We start from the raw sequence: 26,417 nt of genomic DNA, 5'->3' as shown, positions 1-26,417 counted from the left end.
CCCGGCCTCGGTGCCGACCCCGGAGCCGGGCGACCCCCGGCTGGCCCGGCTCTCGCTCAACCAGCGCACCTGCGCCGGCTGGTCGCTGCGCGAGGCGATCGACGGGTGCCTGGCCGCCGGGCTGCCCTCGATCGGTGTCTGGCGCGAGCCGGTGGCCGAGGTCGGTCTGGAGACGGCCGTCCGCTGGGTCCGGGACGCGGGTCTGCGTGTCTCCTCGGTCTGCCGTGGCGGCTTCTTCACCGGCGCCGACCCCGAGGCGGTCGCCGCCGCCCACGAGGCCAACGTGGAGGCCGTCCGGGAGACCGCCGCGCTTAGTGCGGCGACCCTGGTGCTCGTCCCCGGTGGCCTGCCCGACGGCGACAAGGACCTGCCCGGAGCCAGGGCGCGGGCCACCGAGGCCATCGGCGCGCTGCAGCCCGTGGCGGCCGAGCACGGCGTGCGGCTCGGCATCGAGCCGATGCACCCCATCTTCGCCGCCGACCGGGGCGTGGTGTCCACGCTGGGCCAGGCCCTCGACATCGCCGAGCACTTCGACCCCGAGACGGTGGGTGTCGTGGTCGACACCTTCCACCTGTGGTGGGAGCCCGGGGTCGAGCAGCAGGTCGCCCGCGCCGGCAGCCGCATCGTCAGCTACCAGGTGTGCGACTGGATCACGCCGTTCCCCGCGGACGCGCTGCTCAGCCGCGGGATGATGGGCGACGGCCACATCGACTTCCCCGCCTTCACCCGCTGGGTCGCGGACGCCGGCTACCAGGGCGACGTCGAGGTGGAGATCTTCCACGCCGACGTCTGGGCCGCCCCGGGGGCGGACGTCGTCGCGACGATGGCCCGGCGCTACGTCGAGCTCGTGCAGCCACACCTCTGAGACGCGAGCCCCGGCCCTGCGGGGCCTCCTCGCCCGCGACGCCGGGTATCTGACGGCGCCCACCCGACTCCTCTCATCATGCACCGGCGCAGGGGCCGGTGCGCCCGAGGAGGAGAAGAACCCATGTCACACGACGACATCAACCCGCACGAGCCGGTCGCCCCGGAGGCCGAACCGGTCGACGAAGTCGGCACCGAGGAGCTCACCGAGGACCCGGGGGCCGGTGACGGTGCGCCCGAGGAGGCTGCTGCCGGGCTGGACATCGAGCCGGTCGCGGCCGTCATGGCCCAGGCGCTCGACGCGGTGGAGCAGGCCCCTGACACGTCGGGCCTGCGACCGGTCGGAGAGGCCACCTACGGCCCCCCGATCGACGCGGAGACCGTCCAGGGCCCGGACAACCGGGTCCAGATCACCGCCACCGGCAGCTACCCGTGGCGCGTCCACTGCTCGCTGCTCATCACCGCCAACGACGGTTCCCAGTGGATCGGCACCGGGTGGTTCAACGGCCCGAGCAGCATCATCACGGCCGGGCACTGCGTGTTCATCCACGCCCCGGGCACCCAGCGGCACGGGTGGGTGCGCAGCATCGAGGTCATGCCCGGGCGCAACGGCGCGAGCCTGCCCTACGGCCGTTTCCTCGTGCCCCGTGCCCAGCTGCGCAGCGTCCACGGCTGGACCACCGGCCCGGACCACGAGTTCGACTACGGGGCGCTGCTGCTCACCGAGCCGAAGGGCAACGCCACCGGCTGGCTGGGCTTCGCCAACTGGTCGGACGCCACGCTGAACGCCAAGAGCCTCAACCTGTCCGGCTACCCGGGCGACAAGCCCTCCGGCACCCAGTGGTACCACTGGAGCGGCGTCGCCGCGCTGAGCGCGCGCAAGGTGTACTACACCCTGGACACGGCCGGCGGCCAGAGCGGCAGCGGGGTCTACGTCTTCCACGAGGGTGGCCGCTACGCCGTGGCGATCCACGCCTACGGTGGGTCCGGGAGCAACAGCGGCACGCGCATCAACAAGCCCGTGTTCGACAACCTCAAGCTCTGGAAGGGCTGACCGGCCGGATGACCCTACGGATCCGTGGCGTCGTGCTCGACGCCGTCGGCGGCCCCGTCCCCGGCGCCCGGGTGGCGCTGGAGGCGGGGCCCGTCCCGGTGCCCGACGTCGCCCTGCTCACCGGCCAGGACGGCACCTTCGAGCTGGACCTGCCGACCCCCGGGGAGTATGTCGTGGCCGTCCACGGCGACGACGCGAGCGCTCAGGCGCGGCTGACGGCGCCGACGGAGAGCGTCGTCGAGGTCCGGCTGGACCGGCCCGGCAGCTAGCGGGGTCGGCCGGTCGGGGGCCGGCTCAGAGCTCGGGAGGTGCCTCGAAGAGGTCCACCCGCGCCGGCGCCAGGATGGACCGCGAGACGTTCTTGAAGTCGAAGCGGTCGAGGATCCGGGCGGCGTCCTCGTCGCTGAGGTCGTAGGCGTGGGCCAGCATCCGCACGTGCTCGGTGTAGAACGCGTGCAGCTTGTCGACGCCCTTGATGAACTCCAGCTCCTTGGCCACCGCAGCGACGCTAACGAGGCGACGTTGCGACCGGGTGGACGAGACATGAACGTTGGGTCCACCCTTCGACTGGACACCGGCGGCCCCGGTGCAGTGGGGTGGGGCGGTGACCTCGTTGCTGCACCTGCGCGCCGCCGGCACCTCCCTCGTCCTCGACCTCGCCGACGACCTGCTCCCGGTGGTCCGCCACTGGGGCGCCGACCTCGGCGACCTGGACGAGCAGGACCTGGAGGCGGTCACCACGGCCGGGCGCGTCGCCCGCGGTGACAGCCCCTTCGACCTCGCCGACCAGGTGAGCCTGCTGCCCGAGCACGCGCGGGCCTGGCTCGGCCGTCCCGGAGTCGAGGGGTCGCGCGAGGGACGGGACTGGTCGCCCGCCTTCCGCACGGAGGGGCCCGCCGAGGTCTCCTCGGCCGCGGACGGCACCCAGCGGGTCCGGGTCCGCGGGACGGACGACACGGCATACCTCGCCGTCGTCCTCGAGCTCGAGCTGCACCCGGGCGGGCTGCTGCGCACCCGGGCCACGCTCACCAACACCGGCGAGGAGACGTATGACGTGGGTGCCGTCCGCGTCGCGCTGCCGGTGCCGGAGCGGGCCGGGGAGCTGCTGGACTTCGCCGGACGCCACACGATGGAGCGGGTGCCGCAGCGCCAGCCGTTCGCCGTCGGCGTGCACAGCCGGGAGGTGCGCACCGGGCGCACCGGCCTGGACGCGGTACATCTGCTGTGCGCGGGGGAGCCCGGCTTCGGCTTCGGGCACGGCCAGGCCTGGGCGGTGCACCTGGGATGGAGCGGCAACCAGACCACCTACGCCGAGCGGCTCTTCAACGGCTCGCGCGTCCTGGGGTCGGGGGAGCGGCTCGAGCATGGCGAGGTGCGCCTGGGCGCGGGCGGGGAGCTGACCACCCCGTGGCTGTACGCCGCGCACGGCACCGGGCTGGACGAGGTCGCCGGGCGCTTCCACGCCTGGCTGCGCGGCCGGCCGCACCACCCCGACCGGCCCCGCCCGGTGACCCTGAACAACTGGGAGGCGACCTACTTCGACCACGACCTGGACCGGCTGAAGGACCTCGTGGACCGGGGTGCGCGGGTGGGGGCCGAGCGGTTCGTGCTCGACGACGGGTGGTTCGGCGGGCGCCGGGACGACACGAGCAGCCTGGGCGACTGGGTGGTCTCGCCGGACGTGTGGCCGGACGGGCTGGACCCGCTGATCGAGCACGTGCACGGCGCCGGGATGGAGTTCGGCCTCTGGGTGGAGCCGGAGATGGTGAGCCTGGACTCCGACCTGGCGCGGGAGCACCCGGAGTGGATCTTCTCCGCCGGGGGCCGTCGCGGTCTGGAGTCGCGCCAGCAGCACGTGCTGGACCTCGGCCACGACGGCGCCTACGCCCACGTGCGCGACCAGCTGCGGGCGCTCCTGGACCGCTACGACATCGCCTACCTCAAGTGGGACCACAACCGCTACCTCAACGACGCCGGCCACACCCCGGGCGGCGAGCCGGGGGTGCGGGAGCACACGCTCGCGGTCTACCGGCTCATGGACGAGCTGCTGGCCGCCCACCCCGGCCTGGAGATCGAGTCCTGCTCGGCCGGCGGCGGTCGCGTCGACCTGGGGATCCTGGAGCGGACCGTGCGGGTGTGGGCCTCGGACTGCATCGACCCGCTGGAGCGGCAGCAGATCCAGCGCGGCACCATGCTCCTGCTGCCACCCGAGCTCGTCGGCACGCACATCGCCTCGGGCCGCTCGCACACCACCGGCCGCCGCCACGACCTGGACTTCCGCGCCGGGACGGCGCTGTGGGGCCACCTGGGGATCGAGTGGGACCTGGCCACCTGCACCGAGGCCGAGCTCGCCGAGCTGGCGGCGTGGGTGGCCTTCCACCGCGCCCACCGCGAGCTGCTGCATACCGGTGAGGTCGTCAACGGCGACCACCACGACGAGGTGACCTGGGTCCACGGGACGGTGGCGCAGGACCGGTCCGAGGCGCTCTACCAGATCGCCGCCCTGGCCCGGCCCGCCACCACCGGTCCGCACCGGGTGCGGCTGCCCGGCCTCGACCCGGACGCGCGCTACCGGGTGACCCTGGAGCGGCCCGGCCAGGAGCCGCTGCGCGCGGGCCCCGGGGTGGTGCCGTGGGCGGTGGACGGGGTCGTGCTGCCCGGCCGGGTGCTCGCCGAGGTGGGCCTGCCGATGCAGCCCCTGCACCCCGAGCACGGACAGGTCTGGCGCGCGGCCCGGGCGTAGGCTGAGCGGATGGCACCAGCACCGGGACGGACCTGGGCCGGCAACCTCGCCTACTCGGCCCAGGAGCTGGTCGAGCCCACCAGCACCGGTCAGCTGGCCGAGGTCATGGCCGGGGCGCGGCGCGTCCGGGTCCTCGGCTCGCGGCACTCGTTCAACCGGATCGCCGACACGACGGGCACCCTGGTCGGCCTGCGCCGGCTGCCCACCGAGCTGGAGCTCGACGGCGACCGACGTGTCGTACGCGCCGGGGCGGGCCTGACCTACGGCGAGGTGGGGGCCTGGATCCAGGAGCAGGGGTGGGCGCTGCACGCCATGGCCTCGCTGCCGCACATCACCGTCGGGGGAGCGGTGGCGACCGGGTCCCACGGCTCGGGCGACGGCGCGGCGTCGCTGGCCGAGGGCGTCGCCGCCGTCGAGATGGTCACCACCGAGGGCGAGCACGTGCGGCTGGAGAGGGGGGGCGCGGACTTCGGTGGCGCCGTGGTGTCGCTGGGGATGCTCGGCGCCGTCACCGTGGTCGAGCTGGAGGTCGAGCCGACCTACGACGTGGCGCAGACGGTCTACGAGGGCCTGACCTGGGACCAGGTGGTGGAGGACCTCGACGCCGTCACCGGGCTGGGCACCAGCGTCTCGGTCTTCACCGACTGGCGGGACCCGGACCGGACGACCCAGGTCTGGGTGAAGGACCGGGTGGACGGGCCCCGGACCGGGTCCGGCGCCCCGGGCGTCGACGGCCTCGGGCTGCGGCCGGCGGACGGCCCGCGGCACATGATCCGGGGCGGGCGGCCCGAGCACTGCACGCAGCAGGGTGGTGTGCCCGGGGCCTGGCTGGACCGGCTGCCGCACTTCCGTCTGGGGTTCACCCCCTCGGCCGGCGAGGAGCTGCAGTCCGAGTGGCTGCTGTCGCGCGCGTCGGTCGGCCCGGCCCTCGACCTGCTGCGGGGGATGGCGGGCCAGCTCGCCGAGCTGGCCCTGAGCGCGGAGATGCGCACCGTGTCCCGCGGGCGGCAGTGGCTCGACCCCGCGCAGGAGGACAGCATCGCCTTCCACGTCACCTGGCGACGGGTCCAGCCCGCCGTCGAGGCGCTCCTGCCCCGGATCGAGGACGGGCTCGACCCGCTCGGGGCGAGGCCGCACTGGGGCAAGCTCTTCGACGAGCGCGCCCTGGCGGGGCGCCTGGAGGATCTCTACCCGCAGCGGGGCCGGATGCTCGAGCTGGCGGCACGCCTGGACCCGCGCGGTGCGCTGCGCAACGACTACCTGGAGAGGGTGGGACTGTGACGGACGAGGTGATGTGGTCGCCGGCGGCGGCCGACGAGGACGTCGAGCCGGGCCTGCGGGCGGCGTTCGCGGTGGAGATCGGCGGTGCCCCCGACGGCGTGTGGGCCGCTCCCGGGCGGATCAACCTCATCGGCGAGCACACCGACTACAACGGCGGGTGGTGCCTGCCCTTCGCGCTCGCGCACCGCACCTACTGCGCCGTGCGGACCCGGCCGGACGGGCGGCTGCGGGTGGTGTCCCGGCAGGCGCCCGGACAGGCCTGGGAGGGCGAGGTGGCGCAGATCCGGGCGGGGTCACCCGGGGGCTGGGTGGCCTACGTCGCGGGTGTCGTCGCCATCCTGGCGGAGCAGGCGGGCGGGCCGGTCGGCGCCGACATCCTCGTGGACGGCCGGGTGCCGCTCGGCGCGGGCCTGTCCTCGTCGGCCGCGCTGTCCTGCTCCGGCGCCCTGGCCCTGGCGGAGCTGGTGCCGGGCCTGGCCGCGGTGGACCGGGCCGAGCTCGCGCAGGTGTGCGTGCGTGCGGAGAACGACTACGCCGGCGCGGCCACCGGCGGCATGGACCAGACCGTCTCGCTGCGCGCGGTGGACGGGCACGCCCTGCTCATCGACTGCGACGACTTCTCGCTCACCCCGGTGCCGTGGACGCTGCCGGACCACGAGGTGCTCGTCATCGACACCCGGGCTCACCACAGCCTGGCCGACGGGCAGTACGCCGCGCGCCGGGAGGCCTGCGAGCGCGCCTGCCGCAGCCTCGGGGTCGCCAGCCTGCGTGAGCTGCACGGCGCGGACGTGGACGGGGTGCTGGGCCGGCTCGAGGGGGACGAGGAGGCGCAGCGCCGGGTGCGGCACGTGCTCACCGAGAACGTGCGGGTGCTCGACCTCGTCGCGGCCCTGGGCGCGGAGGACGCCGAGGAGGTGGGCCGCCTCATGGTGGCCTCGCACGTCTCGCTGCGCGACGACTACGAGGTCTCCTGCCGTGAGCTCGACCTCGCGGTGGACGCGGCGCTGCAGGCCGGGGCGGCGGGTGCGCGGATGACCGGTGGCGGCTTCGGGGGCTCGGCGCTGGCCCTGGTGCGGCGGGGCGACGTGGAGGACGTCGCTGCCGCGGTGCACGGGGCCTTCCTCGCCGAGGGGCTGCAGGCGCCGCACCTCCTGCGAGCCACCCCGGGCGCCCCGGCGCACCGGGTGTCCTGACCGACCCGGCCCGGCGGCATACCCACCGGGCGTCGTGAATGGTTGTCCCTGGTGCCACCGGGCGTCATGAATGGTTGTCCCTGGTGCCACGGGGCGTCATGAATGGTTGCTTCTTGCGTCGTCCGGGCGCCCACCTCATGGTGCGAGGACGCCATCTCGTCTCAGACGGCGGTCATCAGGCGTGTGCCAACCATTCAGGGCGCTCGGTGGGTGGTGGCGCCAACCATTCGCGGCGCTCGGTGGGGGAGGGAGGAGGGGTCAGGGGCGGGCGACCAGGGCGGCGGCCTGGCGGGCGATCTCCCACTCCTCGGCCGTCGGTATGACGTAGCCCGCGACCCGGCTCTGCGCGGTGGTGATGAGGGTCTCGCCGTCGGCGGCGGCGTTGGCGGGTGCGTCCAGGAGCACGCCGAATCCGGCGAGCCGCTCCAGGACGGCCGCGCGGAGCTCGGCGTTGTTCTCGCCGACCCCCGCGGTGAAGACGAGGGCGTCGAGCCCGCCGAGCACGGCGGCGAAGGCCCCGACGTAGCGCAGCAGCCGGTGCACGACCACCTCGAAGGCCAGGACCGCCGCCGGGTCCCCGTCCGCCCGCCGCGCCATGACCCCGCGGAAGTCCGCGGACCCGGTGAGCCCGAGCAGCCCGGACTCCTTGGAGAGCGCGCGCTCGACCTCCTCCGTGGACAGGCCGGCCACCCGGCCCAGGTGCCCGGCGACCCCGGGGTCGAGGTCGCCCGGGCGCGTGCCCATGACCAGCCCCTCGAGCGGGGTCATGCCCATGGAGGTGTCGACGCTGCGGCCGCCGTCGATCGCGGCGGCGCTGGCCCCGTTGCCCAGGTGCAGCACGATGCTGCGCACGTCCTCCAGCGGTCGACCCAGCAGCTCGGCGACCCGCCGGGAGACGTAGGCGTGCGAGGTGCCGTGGAAGCCGTAGCGCCGAACCCGGTGCTCCTCGCGCCACGACAGCGGCACCGCGTAGGTCGCGGCGGCCTCCGGCATGCCCTGGTGGAAGGCCGTGTCGAAGACCGCCACCTGGGGCACGTCGGGGAAGGCCTCCTGGGTGGCGGCGATGCCGGCGAGGTTGCCGGGGTTGTGCAGCGGCGCGAGCGGCACCAGACGGTCGATCGTGGCGAGCACCTCCGGGGTGATGAGGGTCGGGTCGGCGAACTCCGCGCCGCCGTGCACGACCCGGTGGCCCACGGCGAGCAGGTCGACGTCGGCCAGGGTCGGACCGTGCTCCTGGAAGGCGCGGGTCGCCAGCTCCAGCGCCGCCGCGTGGTCGGGCACGTCCAGCACCTGCTCGTGGGTCGTCCCGCCCACGGTGTGGCGCGCCACGCCGTCGCTCAGGCCGATGCGCTCCACCAGCCCCTTGGCCTGCGATGCCCCCGTGCGCGGGTCGAGCAGCTCGTACTTCACCGACGAGGAGCCGGCGTTGACGACGAGCACGACCGGGGCGCCGCCCCCAGCGCCGCTCCCGGCGCCGTCCCCCGCGCCACTCCGGGCGAGCGCCCCAGCGCCGCCCCGGGTGCCTCCGGCCTGCTCGTCGCTCATCGGTCCGCCCCCGCCTGGATCCCGGTGATGGCGACGGTGTTGATGATGTCGCGGACCGTCGCCCCCCGGGACAGGTCGTTGACGGGGGCGTTGAGGCCCTGCAGCACCGGCCCGACCGCCACCGCGGAGGCGCTGCGCTGCACCGCCTTGTAGGTGTTGTTGCCGGTGTTGAGGTCGGGGAAGACGAGCACGGTGGCCTGGCCGGCGACAGGGGAGTCCTTGAGCTTGGTGGCGGCGACGGCGGGGTCGACCGCGGCGTCGTACTGGATCGGCCCCTCCACCAGGAGCGAGGGCTCCCGCTCGCGGACCAGGTCGGTAGCCGCACGCACCTTGTCGACGTCGGCGCCGCTGCCCGACCCGCCGGTGCTGTAGGACAGCATCGCCACCCGTGGCTCGACGCCGAACTGCGCGGCCGTTGCGGCTGAGGAGATGGCGATGTCGGCGAGCTGCTCGGCGTCCGGGTCGGGGTTGATGGCGCAGTCGCCGTAGACCAGGACCTTGTCGGCCAGGCACATGAAGAAGACCGAGCTGACGACCGAGACGCCGGGGGCGGTGCGGATCACCTCCAGCGCCGGCCGGATGGTGTGCGCGGTGGTGGTGATCGACCCGGAGACCATGCCGTCGGCCCTCCCGGTCTTGACCATGAGGGTGCCGAAGTAGGCCGGGTCGGTGACGATGTCCTGCGCCTGCTCCAGGGTGACGCCCTTGTGCGCCCGCAGCTCGGCATACGTCCGGGCGAAGTCCTCGCGCCAGTCACTGGTGAGCGGGTCGACGACCTCGGCGGCGTCCAGGCGCAGGCCCAGGGCCGCGGCCCGCTCGCGCACCTGTGCCTCGTCGCCCAGCAGCGTCAGCCGGGCGACCCCGCGGGCGAGGACGGTGTCTGCCGCCCGCAGGATGCGGTCCTCCCCGCCCTCGGGCAGCACGACGTGCGAGCCCGTCTCGCGGGCGCGGGCCATGATCCCGTGCTCGAACATCAACGGGGTCACGACGGCGGACCGTCGGTCGACGTCGTCGCCGACGGGCAGCAGCCGGGTGATGTCCACGTGCTGCTGGGCCAGGGACCGGGCGTGCTCGATCTTGCGCTGCGAGCGGGGGGTGATGCGGCCGACGACGTCGTGCATGGTCATCGCGGTGCGCATGGTCCCGCCCTCGCAGCCGATGATCGGCAGCTCGACCGCGAGGCCCTCGACGAGCCGGGACACCTGCTCGCTGGGGCGCAGCCCGCCGTTGAGGACGATCGCCCCGAGCGAGGGGAAGGTCGAGGAACGGTGCGCCAGGATGGCGCCGAGCAGCACGTCCTCGCGGTCGCCGGGGCAGATGAGGACATTGCCCTCGCGCAGCCGGTCCAGGACGTTGGGCATGGTCATCCCGGCGACGATGAGCCCGGTGGCCTCGCGCTCGAGCAGCGACTCGTCCCCGGCCCGGAGGATGCCGTCGGTCGCAGCCATGAGGTCGCCCACCGTGGGGGCGGCGAGCAGCGGGTCGGCGGGCATCGCGAGGACGGCCGGGTCGCTCCCGGTGCCGGCGGTCTGCTCGGCCACCGCGTCGCGGACCGCGGCGGACACCTCGTCCAGGTCGTCGTCGACCCGGTTGGCGAGGACGCCCGCCACGGAGGCGTGCCGGCTGAGCGCCTCCTGCACGGCGACGGCGGCCGCGGTGGCCGTGTCCTCGACGCTGCGGCCGGCGGCAGGGATGATGAGCAGCATGGGCGCGCCGAGGTGCGCGGCGATCCCGGCGTTGGTGGAGAACTCGGTGGGCGCGGTGACCCCGGTGTAGTCCGAGCCGACGACGAGCACCCGCTCGTGCTCGGCGGCATACCGGTGGAAGCGGTCGACGATCTCGCCGATGGCCGCGTCGTGCTGGTGGTGCAGGTCGTCGTAGGTCACCCCGACGGCGTCCTCGATGGCCGACGCCGACGTCGACAGCGGGTGCAGCAGGTGCAGCAGCGGGTCCTGCTCGCGGTCCTGCACGACGGGACGGAAGACACCGACCCGGCCGCCGAGGGCGCACAGCTGGGCGAGGAGCCCGACCGCCACCGCCGACTTGCCGGAGCGGGGCTCGGCGGACGCGACATACAGGGAGGTGCTCACGGGTCCCACGATAGCCACGCCTTACGCTGCGTCCATGGACACGTCGAGCTCGCTGACCGCTGCCGGTGGACTCTCCGCGGTGCGGGTGTGGGTCGATGGTGCGCTCGTCGGGCCGGAGGGCTCGGTGCGGGCGCTGGACCACGGGATCACCGTCGGCGACGGGGTGTTCGAGACCTGCAAGGTCGTCGACGGGGAGGTCTTCGCGCTCACGCGGCACCACGACCGCATGGACCGCTCGCTCGCGGCGCTCGGCCTGGAGCCCCTGGACCGCGAGCGCGTCGAGGAGGGCATCGCCGCGGTGGTCGCCGAGGGAGGTATGCCGTTCGGCCGGTTGCGCTACACCGTCACCGCCGGCCTCGGCCCGCTCGGCAGCGACCGGGTCCCGGGTGCGGCGACGTATGTCGTCACCGCGGTCGAGCAGGACCCGATCGCTGCGACGACCTCGGCGCTCGTGGTGCCGTGGGTCCGCAACGAGCGGGGGGCGCTGACCGGGGTGAAGTCGACGTCCTACGCAGAGAACGTCGTGGCGCTGGCGGCGGCGAAGGCGCGCGGGCACTCGGAGGCGATCCTGGCCAACACCGCGGGGATGCTGTGCGAGGGGACCGGCACGAACGTCTTCGTCGTGACCGACGGCACCGTGCGCACGCCGGACCTCGGCTCCGGGCCGCTGGCCGGGGTCACCCGCGGGCTGGTCGTCGAGTGGCTGCGAGAGGACGGCGTCGAGGTGGTCGAGGAGCCGTTGCCGCTGTCGGTGCTCGCCGAGGCCGACGAGATCTGGCTGTCGAGCAGCATCCGCGACATCACCGCCCTGCACCGGCTGGACGTGCACGACCCGGTGCTGCTGACCAGCGGGGAGGAGCTGGCCGTGCCCGGCCTGGCGCCCCGTGAGCTGGGGGAGGAGCCCGGTCCGGTGGCGCAGCGGGCCCTGAAGGTCTTCGCGGAGCGGGCTGCCAGGACCCTCGACCCTTGACCCAAACTTTGCCGAGGCTTGACCTGTAAGCGGTTACATCCGCAGCGCGACGTGGCTACGTTCGAGAGAGGACGCCAACGACGGCGTCCGTCCCTCTCACAAGGAGTAGACGTATGCGTCCTGCTGGAAAGCGCACCCTGGCCCTCATCGGCACCGGTGCCGTGGCCCTGTCCATGGTCGGTGCCACCGGTGCGGGAGCCGCACCCGGCAACGGTGAGGGAGACGGCCAGGACAAGGCCGTCGCCCGGCACGCCGCCGCCGCCACGACGACGGCGCAGGCCGAGGTGCGGGCCTACTGGACCCCCGAGCGGATGAAGAACGCCATCCCCCGGGAGATGGCCAAGCCCGACGGCAAGGGGAAGCCTGGCCGGTCGGAGAGCTCGGCGCAGGCGGTGCAGGCGCCTGCGCAGGCCGAGCTCGGCAAGGTCTTCTTCACCCTCGGCGGCGCCAACTACGTGTGCTCGGGAACCGCGACGGACAGCGCCAACGGCGACGTGGTGACCACGGCCGGCCACTGCCTCAACGAGGGCCCGGGCTCCTACGCCACGAACTTCGCCTTCGTCCCGGCCTACGACAACGGTGCCCGGCCGTACGGCACCTGGGTCGCCGAGTCGCTCGTGGCGCCCGCGGCGTGGGTCAACAGCGGCGACTTCAACCACGACGTGGGCTTCGCCGTCATGGCCGAGCAGGGGGGCCAGAGCCTCACCGACGTCACCGGCGACTACCCGATCGCCTTCAACCAGGGCTACGGCCTCACCTTTGACGCCTTCGGCTACCCGGCCGCCAGCCCCTACGACGGGGAGGAGCTGTGGCGCTGCTCCGGGGTCGCCGGGCAGGACACCCGCGGCACCACGGACCACCGGCTGCCCTGCTCCATGACCGGCGGCTCCAGCGGCGGCGGCTGGATCACCGGCGGCGTCCTGAACTCGGTGAACTCCTTCGGCTACCAGGGGGAGAGGGACGTCATGTACGGCCCCTACTTCGGGAGCGTCGAGCAGCAGGTCTACACCGCCGCCAGCACCAGCTGAGGCGATTTCGCCGCTCGGGCACGGGGAGGCTAGACTGCCTCCTCGTGCCCGCGGGCACGTCCGGACGTGTAGCTCAGTTGGTTAGAGCGTTCGCTTCACACGCGAGAGGTCAGGGGTTCGAGTCCCTTCACGTCCACTCCCATCGCAAGTCTCTGAGCTGCAAAAGGCCCCCCCGAGGCCCCCGTCTCGTCGCAGGCTGTGCAGGAAGCGCTCTTCCATGGGGTGTTGAGCAACCGCCGACCCGGGAACTGGGCACTCGAACTGGCCACTCCCGGTCTCGCCCAGCGGGTGAACGCCGTGCGACGGTATGGCGGGCGCGGAGGTGGCCCTGCTGGTCAGCGGACGACGTTGTTGCCGGTCCGCACTGAGCTGGCACCTAGACCATGCTGGCGTTGGCCGTCCGCAGTCGGCACACACGTGCCGACTGCGGAGACGGGTCGCCAGGGCCAGGTGGCCCCGACTCGAAGATGGTCGTTGCCGGGCCAGGCCGATTTCGTCCCCCGCACTCAGAAACAGCGCGTTGTACCCCGAGCCGCGTGCTGCGCCCCTTGGCGCAGAGGTTGTGACGGGCCGACGCCGCCGAACCCACCGGGGTTCACCCGGACCGCAGACCTACCCCGACGAAGCGCAGGACCAAGATGGCTTCGGCGGCCCGAACGAGGTCGCGCCGACAGCGGGCTTGTGGATCGAGGCTAGTGCCCGGCCAGCGGGGTGTTCTGGTACGCGGCGAACAGCCAGCGTCCCTCGAATCGCTGGGCGACCAGGGAGTAGACGGTGCGCTTGTTGCCGTCGCTGGACCGGTTGTCCAGGTACTCGATGTGCCCGCGGGCGATCAGTAGGGCCACGTCATCGGTGATGAAACGGATGCTCTCGATGCGGCCGATCAGGCGGCTGTTGCGCGCCCACGCCGAGAAGATGATGTTGTGGCCGTCAACGATCTCCTTCCAACCGTGCTCGATCATCCCGTCCGCGATGATGTAGTCCGCCTCGGGGGTGAAGCACTCGGCGTAGGCGACCGAATCGCCCCAGCAGTCCAGCATGTGCTGGTAGTGATCGCGGATCGCCGCCTCGTCGGCGTAGCTGACATTGACAGACACGGAATGCCCTTCGTCTCGTAGGGCCAGACAGGCCCCCGGCGAAGGTCGTCGCAGGAGCCGCAACACGGATCGTGTGCCTGGCGGAAATCCTGCGAGGCGAGCACACGGCTCGCTAGAGGATCGAAGACTCGACCCCTTCGGAGCCGACTAGACATTGGTTTCCAAGCCCCAACTGTAGCGGGCCGGCCAGCGAACTGGCTCAGCGCTCGTTCGATGACCCCGCGTCTTTCCATCTGACCAGGAGGTCGAGCGCGGCGATCGCCTGTGACGGTCGAACCCCGCTGCCTCACGCAGTGATCTGCTGGCTCGGCGTCATGCCGTGGATGGGGTCGGCGACCCAGCCAGGTTCAAGGCCCATGCGCCACTGCACGAACTGTGACGCCGGTCGGGGGCCGGTGCCGTTCAGGAGCGCGGGGGAGGGAGCGGGTCGTCCGGTGATCCGCTCCCATCGGGCGACGGCTGCGATCGCGCGCCGTCGTCGGCGAGCCACGGCTCGGCGTCCTCCGAGAGCAAACCGAGTCCCCCACGTCCACCCCGTTCGAGGTGAGGTATGAGGCCCCTGGTCTGCGCAGACGCAGACGAGGGGCCTTCTGCGTCGGCGGCAGGGCCGTCGGTTCCAGGGACGGCTAGCCTGGGTGGGGTGAACGAGGCGAGGGAGCCGGTACCCTTCGAGGTCTACCAGGAGGGTGTATACCTGCACGGCACCAAGGCGGACCTGGCGGTGGGCGACGTCCTGACCCCCGGCCGGGAGTCCAACTTCGAGGCCGGACGGGTCATGAACTACATCTACTTCACCGAGACCCTGGACGCGGCGACCTGGGGTGCCGAGCTGTCTGCCGGTGCGGGCCCGGGGCGGATCTACGTCGTGGAGCCGACCGGCGCCGTCGAGGACGATCCCAACGTCACCGACCAGAAGTTCCCGGGCAATCCGACCCGGTCCTTCCGCTCGAGGGAGCCGCTGCGCGTGGTCGGCGAGGTGGTCGGGTGGATCGGGCACACTCCGGAGTCGCTGCAGGCGATGCGAGCCGGGCTCGCTGCCCTGCAGCGAGAGGGCAGGGCGCAGATCGACGACTGAGGGCGAGGGTGCAGGTGAGCTGGAGGAGGACGACGTGGATCATCGAACCGTGATCTGGCAGGCCGTGCACGAGGAGCGGCGCGCGCTGGTGTCCGACCTGGAGGGCATCACCCCGGACCAGTGGCAGACGCCGTCGATGTGCCGTGGGTGGTCGGTGCACGACGTCGTCGCCCATCTCACCGACTCGGCACGCACGACCCGGCTCGGATTCGCGCGTCAGATGGTCCTGGCCCGCTTCGACTTCGACCGCGCGAACGACGACGGAGTGGCGAAGCACAAGGCTCCCGACCCCGCCCAAACGCTGGACGCGTTCCGAGCGGCCACAGACTGCAGGGACCGCCCGCCGGGACCTCTGGCGACGAGGCTGGTGGAGGCCTACGTGCACGGCGAGGACATCCGTCGTCCCCTGGGCATCCACCGCACCTATCCGGTCGAGCACGTGACGACCGCGGTGGCGTACATGGCGAGGACCGGCGCTGGTCTCGGTGGGGGCAGAGAGCGTGTGCGCGGCCTGCGTCTCTGCCCCGATCCCGGAGGACGCCACATCGGGGACGGCCCCGAGGTCCGCGGCCCTGCCATCGCCCTGCTCCTCGCCGTGTCCGGTCGACCGACCGCTCCCGGCGAGCTCACGGGTGATGGCGTCCAGATCCTGGCCGCTCGAGACTGACGGCTGCGCACCGTCCTGCAGCTGCCGCGGCGGATCGGACCGGAGATCCAGAGATGGATACTGGGACCGTGACCTTGCCGGTGTGGTTCCAGCGGATGGAGAGCGCCGCCATCGCGCTGCTGGCGCTGGGGTATGGGGCGGGGGTCACTCCCAGGGCATGTCCCGCAGGATGTCCTGCGGGCGGGCCAGGACGGTGTAGAAGAACAGCGACGCCGCGGCGCAGACGACCATGATGGCCGCCATCGGCACCGCCGAGTCGACCCCGAAGAGCCCGGTGACCGGTGAGATGAGCGCGCCGAAGACGAAGTTGGTCGCCCCGAGCAGGGCGGCAGCCGCTCCGGCCCGCTCGCCGTGGTCGGCCAGCGCGATGCTCGGGCTGTTCGGCATGACGAATCCCACCGAGCCCATGAGCAGGACGATGCCTCCGACGATGGCCCACACGCTCAGGTCCACCAGTGCGGCGGTGAGCAGGGCCAGGGCGATGCCCAGCATGGAGGGCAGCGCCACCCGCAGCACCGAGGCCGGGTGCACCGTGCGCACCAGGGACCCGTTGATCTGGCTGGTGACGGTCAGCGCTCCGGCGCCCGCGGCGAAGACGAAGGCATACTGCTGGGTGCTCATCCCGTACAGCCCCTGGAAGACGAAGGTCGCGCTGGAGATGTAGGCGAACAGGCAGCCCATCGCGGTGCATGCCGTCAGGACCAGGCCGACGTAGCGTCGGTCCGAGAGCAGCACCCGGTAGCTCGCCCAGAGGGTCCGCGGACCGAAGTGACGGCGTCGCTCGGGCGGCAGGGTCTCCTTGACGAAGACCAGCGCCAGCAGCGCGAGCAGCAGCCCGAAGGCTCCCAGCGCCCAGAAGATGGTCCGCCAGCTGCCGAAGATCAGGAACTGGGCGCCCAGCGTGGGCGCCAGGATGGGGGCCACGCCGACCACCAGGAAGAGCCGGGAGATGAAGGTCGCCATGCGGGAGCCGCTGTAGAGGTCGCGGACCATGGCCTGGGACAGCACCATCCCGGCCGCGCCGGTCAAGCCCTGCACGAAGCGCAGCAGCAGCAGCACCTCGATGGAGGAGGAGATCGCGATGGCCGCCGACACGACGACGTAGAGGCTCAGCGACGCGATCAGCGGTCGGCGCCGGCCGAAGGAGTCCGACAAGGCTCCGATGAGCAGCTGGCCGGTGGCGAGCCCGACCAGGGTTGCTGTCAGCGTCAGCTGGACCGTGGCCTCGGTGGTGGACAGGTCGTCCACGACGGCCGGGAAGGCGGCGAGGTACATGTCGATCGTCAGCGGCCCGATCGCGACGAGCGCCCCGAACAGCAGCAACCGGCCCAGCGGGGAGGGTTCGGTGCTGGGCCGGGAAGGGGCGGGGGGCGCGGCGACGGGGGCTGATCTCACCACGGGAGCAAGAGGGATGTCCTCCGCGATATTCCCAAAGGCGGGCGCGGGTGGGTCGGGCGCCAGACCGTCCCTCCGGTCGACCCGCTCGCGTGTACGAGGTCCTGTCCCTCGCCCGGATGGGTGGCCTACGCCGCGTGGCTGGGCAGTCGAAGGGTTGTCAGGAGGTGGGGCCAGGCCATCGCGCCGAGCGTGCGATCGGCATCGGGGGTCCCGCCGCGCGCCATACGTCGTCCGCCGACCGGTGCGTCCTCCCCTGGAAGGATGGTGCGGTGCCCAGCCTCGGGCAGGTGCACATGGCAGGTGTCGAGGCGGTGCGACGTTCGCCGACTCGTGATGGCGCGGGCGAAGTCGGCGGAGGGCCAGACCTGGTCGTCGCCGCCGCTGACCACCAGCACGTCCGGGATGTCCTCGACGCGGATGGTGGCCTGTGCGAGCGTTTCGGCGGTGGCAGCCTCGATCGACGCTCGGTACAGCGGCAGGTAGCTCGGCGGACCGTGGTCCGGTGTGCGGGTGGAGGGTCCTGGGATGGGGACGAAGGGCAGGGGGCGGCCCTGCCAGCTCCAGTGGGAGACCCACTGTTGCTGCGCTGGGTCGTAGGCGGGCCAGGTCACGTGCGAGGGCGCGAAGGCGGCGACGGCTCCCACACGCGGGTCGAGGGATGCGGTGACGAGCGCCGCCTCGGCCCCGAAGGAGACCCCGACGATCGCGAGGAAATCGGCTTCTTCGGCCAGGAGGTCCAAGGCTGAGGTGAAGGTCTCGACAGGGACCTGCCACGGGCCGGGTGGTTGGTCAGGTCCCCCGAACCACTGCATGGGGAGTGCGAGGGCTCCATGGTTCGCCAGGAGCTTGGCGCGTTGGGTATCGACGCGGCCACTCGAGCCGGCCAGCACGAGCACGCCCGTGCCGGTCGGGCGCGCCGGACGGAAGACTTCCACGGCGTCACCGTAGCCACACCCCGGTCTGGCAGCGCCGCCCGCCCGAACAGGGCAGCGAAGGAGCGGACTGATCTTCGCCGGCTGTCGTTGTTGGTGGCCGAGTTCATGCCTCACACCCCGAGCCCGGGGCGAGCATCCGTGTGTTGCCCAAGGTGTTTGGTCCCCCCGTTGGTGGCCAGCGGGTGGTGCGCATCCGGCAGGAATGCGCGGTATGCCCTATCTTCAGCACAGATCAGCACGCCCAACGGTGGGGGAGGACGACATGGCGGCGAAGGTGACACGGCCGATGGCCAGGTGGGGGGTGACCGTCGTGACGCTCGTGCTTCTCCTGCTGACGGGGTTGTCGCCGGTGCAGGCGCTGGACCGGGGCCAGAGAGGCGTCCAGGGCGATCACTCCATCGCCGGTCCTGCGTCAGCGGCAGTCACCGATGTCGCGGCGGCGTCCGCGTCCACCGGCAGGGTGGGTGGTTCGGACCGTTACGCCACCTCGGCCGCCATCTCCCGGCGCGCCTTCCCGAAGGGTGCCGAGGTGGTCTACCTCGCCCGGGGTGATGAGTTCGCGGACGCGGTGGCGGGGGGCATGCTGACCGACGGGCCCATCCTGCTCGTCCGCCCCTGCGGTGCCGTGCCCAGCGCCGTGAAGAGGGAGATCTCCCGGCTCGCACCCCGGCAGGTGATCGCGCTGGGCGGGGTCGGTGCCGTGTGCGAGAAGACGCTGCGCGCCGCAGCTGCCGGACGGAGCACCGACCGGATAGCGGGTGAGGGCCGCTACGACACCGCGGCCTTCATCAGCGAGCGTGCCTACCCGGCGCACACCGAGGAGCCGGTCTTCACCGAAGAGCCTGTCTACATCGCCAGCGGCACCGCCTACGCCGACGCGGTGGCGGCAGGATCGCTGACCGACGGTCCGGTCCTGCTGGTCCGTCCCGACGGGTCCTTCCCGAGATCCGTCTTGATCGAGCTCTCCCGGGTTCTGCCCAACACGGCGGTCGGTCTCGGCGGCTCGACGGTCGTCGCCGACGCCACCCTGGAGCAGCTGCCCTACGCCGACCAGCGTCCTGACCGCGTGCACGGGAGGAACCGCTACGAGACTGCGGCGACGATCGCCGGTCGCGCCTTCCCTGAGGCGCCGTCGACGGTATACCTCGCCCGCGGCGACACGCTGGCCGACGCGGTTGCCGCTGGCGTCCTGACAGACGGCCCGGTGCTGCTGGTCAACCGGCGTTGTGGCGCGCTTCCCGCCAGCGTCGCTACGTATCTGTCCCTGGTGACCCCGGACCGCGTGCTGGCACTCGGTGGCCCCTCAGCCGTGTGCGACGACACGCTGCAAGCCGCCTCGGCGGCCGCGCGGCCAGGGCAGGAGCCGGTGAGCACCCAGGTGGCGGCGAGCGGCGGACAGTCGTGCGCGGTGACCGCAGCTGGAGCCGTGCGCTGCTGGGGGTCCAACAGCTCGGGCGCCCTCGGGGACGGCACCACGACCGACAGCGCCACCCCGGTGTCCGTGACGGGGCTCGGACCCGGCAGCGCTCGTTCCGTCGCCCTGGGCGGTGCCTTCGGGTGCGGCCTGACGACCGACGGTGCCGTGCGGTGCTGGGGGTCCAATCACGACGGGACGCTCGGGGGCCCCTACGGGTCGCATTCCACGGTGCCGGTCGACATCCCCCGGCTCGGGGCGGGCACGACCGTGCAGCTCACGACGGGGCGGAAGCATGCGTGCGCGGTCACCATCACCGGGGCCACGCGGTGCTGGGGCTCGAACTCCTCCAGCCAGCTGGGAATCGGTATGGAGAAGGGCGGCTCCACGATCATGCCTTCTCTGGTCTCGGGGCTCGGGCCGGGCACCACCCGGCAGGTCGACGCCAACCACCTCAGCACCTGCGCCACCCGCACCGACGGTGCTGCCCAGTGCTGGGGCGCCAACGTCGTCGGCGCGCTCGGGGACGGCACCCAGGTCGAGCGCAACCGTCCCAGCCAGGTCAGCGGTCTGGGGACCGGCACCACGGCCCAGGTCTCCGTTGGCGTCCACGGTGGCTGCGCGGTCACGGCCGGGGGCGCCGTCCGGTGCTGGGGCGACAACGCCCAGGGTGAGCTGGGTTATCCCCATGAGGGCGGCGGGCAGTACTGGTCGCTGGTGCCGGTGGAGGTCGCCACCCTGGGCGCGGGCAGCACGATCGCGGTCGACGCCAGCGGCTCGGGCTTCAACTGCGCGCTGTCCTCCCTGTCGGCCACCGTGTGCTGGGGCGCGAACTCCGACGGCACCCTCGGGACCGGTAGCAGCGGTGCTTCCCGCCCCACGCCGGGTCCGGTCGACGGTCTCGGCCGGGGGACCACGGTCCGGGTCGCCACCGGGTATGCGCACGCCTGCGCGGTCACTACCGAGGGACAGGTTCGGTGCTGGGGCGACAACTCGTACGGCCAGATCGGCGACGGCACCTTCGACCAGCGCGTCTCTCCGGTGCGGGTCGTGCCGTGACGCCCGTAGGACCTGAGCGGCTGTGACTCGTGCTGTTCTCCAGTCGTCTTCCTGTCCAAGGCGTTCGTCTTCTTTCGGCGCGTGGCGATCGACATACAAGAGCACCGTGGTGTCCGCGCCTACGACGGCTTTCGAGCGAAGCATGTGACGTGGGCTCAGATCGAGGGTGTGCAGGTGCACAGCCGTCATGACCAGATCGTCCGGCTGCGACTGACGCAGGGGGAGCATCTTGTCCTTCCCGGCGTGCACCGGGAGGACCTCGAAGAAGTCGCTCATCTCATGGCAACGCGAGGCCGTCACCCGGCTTGACGGACCGCGCTGGCGAGAGGCGTGCCTTCGGTTCCTCTGCTCCCAGCGACGTCCTAGGAGACGTCCTGCCGGCCGCTCGGTGACGATCGATCGAGAAGCCACCGCGGACCCTTCACGCTGGCACCGGCGGCCTGGACCCGTTCGCGCAGCGCCCGGTCGGCGGTCACCACGGTGACTCCGCGTCCGTTACCGGTGGCGTGCTCGTTCTTGACTTCCTCAACGATCGCGTCGTCGCCCGCCTGCGCGGCGTGAACCGTTCGTAGGCGTCCGTGCTGGCCGGGACGCCAGCCTCGCCTCGCATCACCCTCGAGGACCAACACGACCTCGTCCCAGCCGCTCAGGTCCGCGGCCGTGAGAGCACCATGAAGCCTCCGGGCCGCGCCCGCCCGATCACGCCACCACCCGTCCGGGCGACTGCCCACGACATTGGCCCCGTCGACGATCAGCACCTGCATCACACAAGCCTACGGATCCGCCAACTTGTGCTGGTGCCATCAGACAGTTGAGGCCCTCGTAGGCGGCGTGACAGTCAGCCTTCTCGCCCGCCGAGCTGCCATCCTGCATTCGTCATGCCCGACTGTGCCGTCTTTGCGTCGACCGGCGGGGCCCTAGTAGGCCAGCGTCACGTTCAGACGCTCGCGCCTCTGCGCGCCAGGGACTGCTCAAGGCTCTGTGGACAGTTCGACCGTGGCCACGTATGCGGTGGGATCACATAACGGCCCATTCGGTTGCGTTCTTCGTGGGTACTTGAACGGAGGTGGGTCCGCTGATCGGGGTTTCGTCCTGGCTCACCGTGACCTCGACGTCGAGCGGGGTGGTGGAGTCGACTCCTGCGCGGTGGCAGTTGGCGCATCCGCCAAGGGGCCTGCGACCAGCAGGAGACCGCCGAGCACGAATGCCGCCAGTGGGCCGCTCGAACTGACGATCAGCAGACCGAGCACCGCGGCTCCGAGGATCGCGACGAAGGTGCCCATCGACCCATGCTGATCGGGCTCCCGCCGCATCGCCATCGGCATACACCAGCCGTGCCACGCGACAACCCTGCGAGACGACGGAAACTCCCAGCCACACGGGGTCGTGACGCCGCGTGAGCGGGTGACCGGTGAACGAAGGCTAACCTCGGGTCGGGAAGGGTTCGTCTCGTCCGGGAGGGATCAGTCTCGTGTGCTCGCCGCACGTGGCGCATCGGTACTCGAGCCGGACGACCATCCCGTGATACCCGCCCTCGAGGACCGCGCCACGCGCCGACTCATCCTCGACGCGCTCGAAAGCGCCCTCACCGCACGTGAAGCATCTCGCTCGTTCCGGCTCCGTCACCCGGTCCATGATGGACCGCCCTCGCATCGTGGGCCAAGGGGGGGTGATGGTTCTGCCGACCGTGCCCAACAGCGCCAGGCTGCGGACATGCGCCACGCGGCAGCACAGTCCGCCTTGTTGCGTGACCATCGGGGGAGTCCGGTACAACAGGCTCTTCGACTTCCCATCTGGTCCGCCCGTTCGCTACAGCTCGTGGTCGCCGTCTCTCACAGTCTGGGATCGACGGGCTCGGACTCCAGCGCGAGGACGCTGAAGACGGCTTGGTGCACCTTCCAGAGTGGAGCCCGTTCGACGAAAGCGGTGAGGGCTTCGAGTCCGAGGCCGTGCTCGCGTCGGGCCAGCTGCCGCTTTTTCCCCAGGTTCCGGTCGCGCAAGAGTGAGAGCGAGTCGGTGTAGTCGGGTCCGTAGATGATGCGCAGGTACTCGCGGCCTCGGACCTTGATGCCAGGTTGCACCGAGGCGTCAGTGAGGTGAGCCGGTTTCACGACCATTCCTTCTCCGCCGCCTGCGGTCAGGTCGTTCCACCAACGGGTCGCCTCTCCACGCTCCTGGATGGAGGCGAGGTCGACGAACTGGTGGCGGGTCGGGGTGATGAGGTCGCTGCTCAGCTTGGCCAGCTCGGCGAGGTGCCAGTCGTGGGGTTCGGTCGTGGCCAGGGCGCGTCCCTCTGCGGCCAGGATCTGGAAGGGAGCAAGCGTCACGCCGTCCAGACCCTGCGTCGGCCGTACGTAGGCGGTATACGCCTCCCGGAACCTCGTGGCGTTGGCCAGGCGGCGCTCCGACCGTTGCGTGAGGGCCTCGACGTCGAGGCCGCGTGCTCCGGCTTGCTCAAGGACATCGAGGGCTTCGGGCAGGGCGTGGGTGGCGGCCGCCCCGACGGATGCGTACTGCGTCTTGATGAGGTCGAGCGCTTTGGCTGACCAGGGGAGGAGTTCGCAGTCGAGAGCGAGCCAGTCCGTGTTCAGCGACTCGAACAGCGGCGCGGCCGAAAGGCGGAGGCGTTCGAGTAGCTCGGTGGTGTCCGCGAAGAACGGCCGTCCCGTGCGGGTGTAGAGGGCGCCGGTGGTGCCGTCGCTGACGCCGAATCGCCGCTCAGCCACCTGCGCGTCCTGCGCCATGACGGCGATGGCGCGTGAGCCCATGTGCTTCTCTTCGCACACGACGCGCGTGACGCCCCAGCGGGCGTACTCCTCGAACGCTTGCTCGGGGTGCTCCAGGAACTCCTCGCTCGTGGAGGTGGAGACCGGTGACATGGTGGGGGGCAGGTAGATCAGCCAGCGCGGGTCGACGGCGAACCGGCTCATCACCTCTAGGGCGGCGGCGGCGTTCTCTGCGGGAATCTTGATCTTGCCGGCGTGAACGGTCTCGAGCCAGCGGGTGCCGTCGACGTCGCCGATCCGGAGCGCCGTGGGCTCGCGGTCACCGGCCGCGGGTGCGAGCGGTCGGACCGGCTCGTACCACTGCTGCTCGGCCGGTACGGACACGATCTGGCGCTCGGGGTAACGCAGCGCGGTGAGCGAGCCGCCGAAGACGACGCCGGTGTCCAGGCAGATGGTGTTGTTCACCCACTCCGCCTCCGGCACGGGAGTGTGGCCGTAGACGACCATGGCTCTGCCGCGGTACTCCTGCGCCCAGGGGTAGCGCACGGGCAGACCGAACTCGTCGGTCTCCCCGGTGGTGTCGCCGTAGAGCGCGAAGGCGCGGACCCGACCAGAGGACCGGCCGTGGTAAGCCTCTTTCAGCCCGGCGTGGGCGACCACGAGCTTCCCCTCGTCGAGGACGTAGTGGCTGATGAGCCCACCGAGGAAACTCAGCGTCCGTGCTCGGAAGTCTTCGGGCTCCTGCTCGAGCTGGGCGAGCGATTCGGCCAGGCCGTGGGAGACGGTCACCTTCGACCCGCGCAGGGCACGCAGCAGCTTGGCCTCGTGGTTGCCGGACACGCAGAGGGCGTCGCCGGAGGCGACCATGCCCATCACCAGGCGTAGCACGCCAGCAGTATCCGGGCCGCGGTCGACCAGATCGCCGACGAAGACGGCCTGCCGGCCTTCTGGGTGGGAGGCTCCGACCGCGGCGCCGGTGTCGTCCAGTCTGATGGTCCAGCCCAGCCTGGTGAGCAGGGTCCGCAGCTCCGAGGCACACCCGTGGATGTCGCCGACGATGTCGAAGGGGCCGTGCACGTCCGTGCGGTCGTTCCACGGGCGCTCACGCACGATCTGCGCCGCGTCGACCTGGTCGGTGTCATCCAGCACGTGGACCCGCCGGAACCCTTCCTTCTTGAGCTTCCCCAGGGACCGCCGCAGGTCCCGGTGCTGGCGGGCGATGACGTGGCGGCCGAAGTCGCGGTCCGGCCGTGCCGTGGTGCGCTCGACCGCGACGGACTCAGGCACGTCCAGCACGATGGCGTCCACGAGAACGTCATGGCTCTTGGCGAGCCCGACCAAGGAGGCCCGGGCGGCCCGTTGCACATTGGTGGCGTCGACCACGGTCAGCAGCCCGCGGCGCAACCGTGTGCCGACGATGTAGTGCAGCACGTCGAACGCATCTGGAGTGGCTGACTGGTCGTTCTCGTCGTCGGCGACCAGGCCGCGGCAGAAGTCGCTGGAGAGGACCTCGGTCGGCTTGAAGTGGGTCCGGGCGAACGTCGACTTTCCACTGCCTGACACGCCGATCAGCACGACCAGACCCATGTTCGGCACGGTGATCGAGAGTTCCTGCGAGTCATCACTCATCTCGGCCCTCCTGCCGGGTGAAGACGGCCATCTGCGTGGGCGCGCCAAGTGTCTGGTCGACCTCTCCGACGCCGCGCCGCTGCACCGTGTAGCCGTAGGCGGTGGCAACATGCTCGGACCATTCAGCAAACTCCGAGCGGGTCCACTCGAACCGGTGGTCAGGGTGCCGCATCCCCACAAGCCCTTCGTACAGGACGTTGTACTCGCTGTTCGGGGTCGTCACCACGACAAGCCCGGGCCGGGCGGCGCCCCACACAACCCGCTCTACAGCCTCTAGCCTCGAGGGGTCCACGTGCTCGATGACCTCCATCAGCACAGCGGCGTCGAACCCGGCGAACCGGTCGTCCTCGTAGGTCAAGGCGCCGTGGAACAGGTGGATGCGGTCGGCCTGCCGCTCGTTCATCTGCTCCAGCCGCAGACGCCCGGCGGCGTACTGCAGCGACCGTGCCGACACGTCCGACCCAGCGACCCGGGTGAACGCCCCGGACTTGACCAGCCGGTCGAGGAACTGGCCTGAACCGCAGCCCAGGTCGATGACCGAGTGTGCGCCAGTTTCGATCAGCACTTGGATCACCGCGGCGTACCGCTGGGCGTTCAACGGCAGGCGGTTCTGCTCCGGCAGCCGCACCTCCTCGTCCTCGACCGGGTCCACCATCTCGACGTCGTCATCTCCAAGCTCAGCCAACCGCGCCAGGGCGACACGCTTCAGGGCGCCGGCGCGACCGAGGTAGCGGCGCGCAATCAGTTCCTTTTCCGGGTGGTTCGGCAGCCAGCCAGCCCCGGACCGCATCAGCTTGTCCACCTCATCAGGCCCCTGCCAGTAGTGCTTGGACTCATCCAGCACCGGCAACAAGACATGCAAGTGGTTGAGCATCTCGGCCAGGCGCACCTCGCCGGTGAGGCGAAGCCGGACGTACCTGGAGCTTCCCCACTCAGGAAACCCTTCATCCAGCGGGATGGGGAGCGCCTCCACGGTCCAGCCCAGCGGCTCGAAGAGGCGGTGCGCGATGGGAGGCCCGCCGCGGCACGGCAGGACCGGGATGGTGACCTCCAACGGGATGGGCCGGTCCGCCAGCTCCTGTCGGGAGCCCCCACGCCCGCTACGGGCGGTGCTGAACACCTTGGCCAACGCAACGGCAAGCAACGAGGACGCCGCATACGGACGGTCGTTCACGTACTGCGCCAGGCTGAAGTCCGGAGAGCCTGAACCGCCCCGGGTTTGGTGGAGGGTCTTGATCTCTACGGGAGAGTGGAGTCATGCCTGCACCGAGGAAGTACAGCGACGAGCTGCGTGAGCGTGCGATACGCGCGGTGAACGAGACGATCCGGGAGAGTCCGGGGTTGCCGGTCAAGCGCGCCTGCAACCAGGTGGGTGAGCAGCTGGGCATCCCGGGTGCCACGTTGCGGAACTGGTTCCGTGGCCCAGCACCGGCAGCGGGGTCCTCGACGACGGCGACCGATGCGCACGAGCGGCTCGTGCAGCTGGAGAAGGAGAACCGGGAGCTACGCCGGGCCAACGCGATCCTGCGGTCGGCGTCGGCTTTCTTCGCGGCGGAGCTCGACCGCCCATCGAGTCGTTGATCTCCTACATCGACGAGCACAAGGACCAGTTCGGGGTCGAGCCGATCTGCACCGTCCTCACCGAGGCC

At 71.6% G+C, this 26,417-nt stretch carries 23 protein-coding genes, 1 tRNA gene and 1 other annotated feature; of the genes, 14 read left to right on the top strand and 10 right to left on the bottom strand.

Annotated elements, in window-relative coordinates:
• Nucleotides 1–40 precede the first annotated feature (40 nt).
• From Q0967_RS16460 to Q0967_RS16450, 3 genes are all read left to right on the top strand, one after another.
• The gene (locus Q0967_RS16460; RefSeq protein ID WP_298747124.1) at nt 41–865 is read left to right on the top strand and encodes a sugar phosphate isomerase/epimerase; all 825 of its coding nucleotides are present in this window, start codon (nt 41–43) and stop codon (nt 863–865) included.
• A gap of 123 nt (nt 866–988) precedes the next feature.
• A complete protein-coding gene (locus tag Q0967_RS16455) occupies nt 989–1,918 on the top strand; it encodes a serine protease (RefSeq protein ID WP_298746884.1) in 930 nt (309 codons plus the stop codon).
• A gap of 8 nt (nt 1,919–1,926) precedes the next feature.
• Nucleotides 1,927–2,187: a carboxypeptidase-like regulatory domain-containing protein gene (locus Q0967_RS16450; RefSeq protein WP_298746886.1), complete on the top strand. Its 261-nt coding sequence runs from the start codon at nt 1,927–1,929 to the stop codon at nt 2,185–2,187.
• A 25-nt stretch (nt 2,188–2,212) separates the two neighbouring features.
• Here Q0967_RS16450 and Q0967_RS16445 read toward each other — a convergent pair whose 3' ends face one another.
• Nucleotides 2,213–2,416, bottom strand: coding sequence for a hypothetical protein (locus tag Q0967_RS16445; RefSeq protein ID WP_130012290.1), 204 nt, complete (start codon nt 2,414–2,416; stop codon nt 2,213–2,215).
• 106 nt (nt 2,417–2,522) lie between these two features.
• Between Q0967_RS16445 and Q0967_RS16440 the strand changes: the two genes are divergently transcribed.
• Genes Q0967_RS16440 through galK form a run of 3 tightly spaced genes read left to right on the top strand, consistent with a single transcriptional unit; the run spans nt 2,523 to nt 7,135 of the window.
• A complete protein-coding gene (locus Q0967_RS16440; protein WP_299451160.1) occupies nt 2,523–4,661 on the top strand; it encodes an alpha-galactosidase in 2,139 nt (712 codons plus the stop codon).
• A 9-nt stretch (nt 4,662–4,670) separates the two neighbouring features.
• Nucleotides 4,671–5,942: an FAD-binding protein gene (locus Q0967_RS16435; protein WP_298746903.1), complete on the top strand. Its 1,272-nt coding sequence runs from the start codon at nt 4,671–4,673 to the stop codon at nt 5,940–5,942.
• Entirely contained in the window at nt 5,939–7,135 is a 1,197-nt protein-coding gene (gene galK, locus Q0967_RS16430) for a galactokinase (protein ID WP_298746906.1), read from the top strand. Before Q0967_RS16435 ends, galK begins: the two co-directional genes overlap by 4 nt.
• A gap of 258 nt (nt 7,136–7,393) precedes the next feature.
• Here galK and Q0967_RS16425 read toward each other — a convergent pair whose 3' ends face one another.
• Nucleotides 7,394–8,680, bottom strand: a complete 1,287-nt coding sequence (locus Q0967_RS16425) for an acetate/propionate family kinase (RefSeq protein WP_298746909.1) — start codon at nt 8,678–8,680, stop codon at nt 7,394–7,396.
• Complete coding sequence (pta, locus tag Q0967_RS16420) at nt 8,677–10,770, bottom strand: phosphate acetyltransferase (protein WP_298746910.1); 2,094 nt, start codon at nt 10,768–10,770, stop codon at nt 8,677–8,679. Before pta ends, Q0967_RS16425 begins: the two co-directional genes overlap by 4 nt.
• Nucleotides 10,771–10,804: 34 nt before the next feature.
• Here pta and Q0967_RS16415 point away from each other — a divergent pair, with 34 nt between their 5' ends.
• From Q0967_RS16415 to Q0967_RS16405, 3 genes are all read left to right on the top strand, one after another.
• Nucleotides 10,805–11,740 (top strand): aminotransferase class IV, encoded by a 936-nt coding sequence (locus tag Q0967_RS16415; protein ID WP_298746911.1) that lies wholly within the window; start codon nt 10,805–10,807, stop codon nt 11,738–11,740.
• Between the two features lie 113 nt (nt 11,741–11,853).
• Nucleotides 11,854–12,768 carry a serine protease gene (locus Q0967_RS16410; protein WP_298746914.1) on the top strand — a complete coding sequence of 305 codons (915 nt, stop codon included), beginning with the start codon at nt 11,854–11,856 and terminating at the stop codon, nt 12,766–12,768.
• Nucleotides 12,769–12,830: 62 nt separating this feature from the next.
• Nucleotides 12,831–12,904, top strand: a tRNA-Val gene (locus tag Q0967_RS16405).
• A 556-nt stretch (nt 12,905–13,460) separates the two neighbouring features.
• Here the strand turns inward: Q0967_RS16405 and Q0967_RS16400 are convergent.
• Complete coding sequence (locus Q0967_RS16400) at nt 13,461–13,865, bottom strand: SgcJ/EcaC family oxidoreductase (RefSeq protein ID WP_298752955.1); 405 nt, start codon at nt 13,863–13,865, stop codon at nt 13,461–13,463.
• A 640-nt stretch (nt 13,866–14,505) separates the two neighbouring features.
• On the opposite strand from Q0967_RS16400, the gene arr reads away from it, so the two are divergent.
• Complete coding sequence (gene arr / locus Q0967_RS16395) at nt 14,506–14,940, top strand: NAD(+)--rifampin ADP-ribosyltransferase (RefSeq protein WP_298752956.1); 435 nt, start codon at nt 14,506–14,508, stop codon at nt 14,938–14,940.
• A 34-nt stretch (nt 14,941–14,974) separates the two neighbouring features.
• Complete coding sequence (locus tag Q0967_RS16390; protein WP_298752957.1) at nt 14,975–15,607, top strand: maleylpyruvate isomerase family mycothiol-dependent enzyme; 633 nt, start codon at nt 14,975–14,977, stop codon at nt 15,605–15,607.
• A gap of 144 nt (nt 15,608–15,751) precedes the next feature.
• On the opposite strand, the gene Q0967_RS16385 is transcribed toward Q0967_RS16390, so the two are convergent.
• Together Q0967_RS16385 and Q0967_RS16380 are read right to left on the bottom strand one after the other, a co-directional pair.
• Nucleotides 15,752–17,002 (bottom strand): multidrug effflux MFS transporter, encoded by a 1,251-nt coding sequence (locus Q0967_RS16385; protein WP_298752958.1) that lies wholly within the window; start codon nt 17,000–17,002, stop codon nt 15,752–15,754.
• 128 nt (nt 17,003–17,130) lie between these two features.
• Nucleotides 17,131–17,940 carry an acyl-CoA thioester hydrolase/BAAT C-terminal domain-containing protein gene (locus Q0967_RS16380; protein ID WP_298752959.1) on the bottom strand — a complete coding sequence of 270 codons (810 nt, stop codon included), beginning with the start codon at nt 17,938–17,940 and terminating at the stop codon, nt 17,131–17,133.
• Between the two features lie 310 nt (nt 17,941–18,250).
• Between Q0967_RS16380 and Q0967_RS16375 the strand changes: the two genes are divergently transcribed.
• The gene (locus Q0967_RS16375) at nt 18,251–20,413 is read left to right on the top strand and encodes a cell wall-binding repeat-containing protein (RefSeq protein WP_298752960.1); all 2,163 of its coding nucleotides are present in this window, start codon (nt 18,251–18,253) and stop codon (nt 20,411–20,413) included.
• A gap of 81 nt (nt 20,414–20,494) precedes the next feature.
• Nucleotides 20,495–20,722, top strand: coding sequence for a PH domain-containing protein (locus Q0967_RS17460; protein ID WP_363322005.1), 228 nt, complete (start codon nt 20,495–20,497; stop codon nt 20,720–20,722).
• 53 nt (nt 20,723–20,775) lie between these two features.
• Here the strand turns inward: Q0967_RS17460 and Q0967_RS16370 are convergent, their stop codons facing one another.
• From Q0967_RS16370 to Q0967_RS16355, 4 genes are all read right to left on the bottom strand, one after another.
• On the bottom strand, nt 20,776–21,177 hold the full coding sequence (locus Q0967_RS16370; RefSeq protein WP_298752961.1) for an NYN domain-containing protein: 402 nt from the start codon (nt 21,175–21,177) through the stop codon (nt 20,776–20,778).
• A gap of 333 nt (nt 21,178–21,510) precedes the next feature.
• Nucleotides 21,511–21,696 (bottom strand): hypothetical protein, encoded by a 186-nt coding sequence (locus tag Q0967_RS16365; RefSeq protein WP_298752962.1) that lies wholly within the window; start codon nt 21,694–21,696, stop codon nt 21,511–21,513.
• A 549-nt stretch (nt 21,697–22,245) separates the two neighbouring features.
• Nucleotides 22,246–24,768 (bottom strand): polynucleotide kinase-phosphatase, encoded by a 2,523-nt coding sequence (locus Q0967_RS16360; protein ID WP_298752967.1) that lies wholly within the window; start codon nt 24,766–24,768, stop codon nt 22,246–22,248.
• Nucleotides 24,761–26,005, bottom strand: coding sequence for a 3' terminal RNA ribose 2'-O-methyltransferase Hen1 (locus Q0967_RS16355; protein ID WP_299451194.1), 1,245 nt, complete (start codon nt 26,003–26,005; stop codon nt 24,761–24,763). Before Q0967_RS16355 ends, Q0967_RS16360 begins: the two co-directional genes overlap by 8 nt.
• 20 nt (nt 26,006–26,025) lie before the next feature.
• On the opposite strand from Q0967_RS16355, the gene Q0967_RS16350 reads away from it, so the two are divergent.
• The gene (locus Q0967_RS16350; protein WP_299451155.1) at nt 26,026–26,349 is read left to right on the top strand and encodes a transposase; all 324 of its coding nucleotides are present in this window, start codon (nt 26,026–26,028) and stop codon (nt 26,347–26,349) included.
• Nucleotides 26,307–26,403: a sequence feature (AL1L pseudoknot), on the top strand. (Overlaps the previous gene by 43 nt.)
• Nucleotides 26,404–26,417: the final 14 nt, after the last annotated feature.

It is taken from the genome of uncultured Serinicoccus sp. (genome assembly GCF_947500995.1).
Classification (GTDB): domain Bacteria; phylum Actinomycetota; class Actinomycetes; order Actinomycetales; family Dermatophilaceae; genus Ornithinicoccus.
Note: the sequence above shows the minus strand (reverse complement) of the source record. Positions and strands in the feature narration are given on the sequence as shown.

Excerpts from the sequence above, each read along its gene's own strand:
- Q0967_RS16455 (WP_298746884.1), top strand. The coding sequence starts at position 989 with ATGTCACACGACGACATCAACCCGCACGAGCCGGTCGCCCCGGAGGCC.
- Q0967_RS16450 (WP_298746886.1), top strand. The coding sequence starts at position 1,927 with ATGACCCTACGGATCCGTGGCGTCGTGCTCGACGCCGTCGGCGGCCCC.
- Q0967_RS16435 (WP_298746903.1), top strand. The coding sequence starts at position 4,671 with ATGGCACCAGCACCGGGACGGACCTGGGCCGGCAACCTCGCCTACTCG.
- Q0967_RS16425 (WP_298746909.1), bottom strand. The coding sequence starts at position 8,680 with ATGAGCGACGAGCAGGCCGGAGGCACCCGGGGCGGCGCTGGGGCGCTC.
- Q0967_RS16415 (WP_298746911.1), top strand. The coding sequence starts at position 10,805 with ATGGACACGTCGAGCTCGCTGACCGCTGCCGGTGGACTCTCCGCGGTG.
- Q0967_RS16410 (WP_298746914.1), top strand. The coding sequence starts at position 11,854 with ATGCGTCCTGCTGGAAAGCGCACCCTGGCCCTCATCGGCACCGGTGCC.
- Q0967_RS16370 (WP_298752961.1), bottom strand. The coding sequence starts at position 21,177 with ATGCAGGTGCTGATCGTCGACGGGGCCAATGTCGTGGGCAGTCGCCCG.
- Q0967_RS16365 (WP_298752962.1), bottom strand. The coding sequence starts at position 21,696 with ATGGGCACCTTCGTCGCGATCCTCGGAGCCGCGGTGCTCGGTCTGCTG.
- Q0967_RS16360 (WP_298752967.1), bottom strand. The coding sequence starts at position 24,768 with ATGAGTGATGACTCGCAGGAACTCTCGATCACCGTGCCGAACATGGGT.
- Q0967_RS16350 (WP_299451155.1), top strand. The coding sequence starts at position 26,026 with ATGCCTGCACCGAGGAAGTACAGCGACGAGCTGCGTGAGCGTGCGATA.